The following is a 214-nucleotide window of genomic DNA, read 5'->3' as shown; positions in this document are numbered from 1 at the left end:
GACATCGACAAGCCCCGCATCGACTGGATCGCCATGGCCCGCAGCATGGGCGTGCCCGGCATCGCGGTGGAAGACGCGCAGTCCTTCCACAAGGCGCTCACCGACGCCAACCGCGAACCCGGTCCGCGCCTGATCGAAGTCCGACTCTAAGGAGACACACCCCATGGCGCTCACGCTCAAGACCAACCTGGCCGACTACGCGGTCACGAAAGCG

At 65.9% G+C, this 214-nt stretch carries 1 protein-coding gene; it reads left to right on the top strand.

Annotation, left to right across the window (positions count from 1 at the left end; genetic code table 11):
• The first annotated feature begins 3 nt into the window (after window positions 1-3).
• Window positions 4-150 carry a thiamine pyrophosphate-dependent enzyme gene (locus B0W88_RS33400; RefSeq protein WP_369973981.1) on the top strand — a complete coding sequence of 49 codons (147 nt, stop codon included), beginning with the start codon at window positions 4-6 and terminating at the stop codon, window positions 148-150.
• Window positions 151-214: the final 64 nt, after the last annotated feature.

This window comes from Pelomonas sp. KK5 (genome assembly GCF_001984095.1).
Lineage (GTDB): Bacteria > Pseudomonadota > Gammaproteobacteria > Burkholderiales > Burkholderiaceae_C > KK5.
Note: the sequence above shows the minus strand (reverse complement) of the source record. Positions and strands in the feature narration are given on the sequence as shown.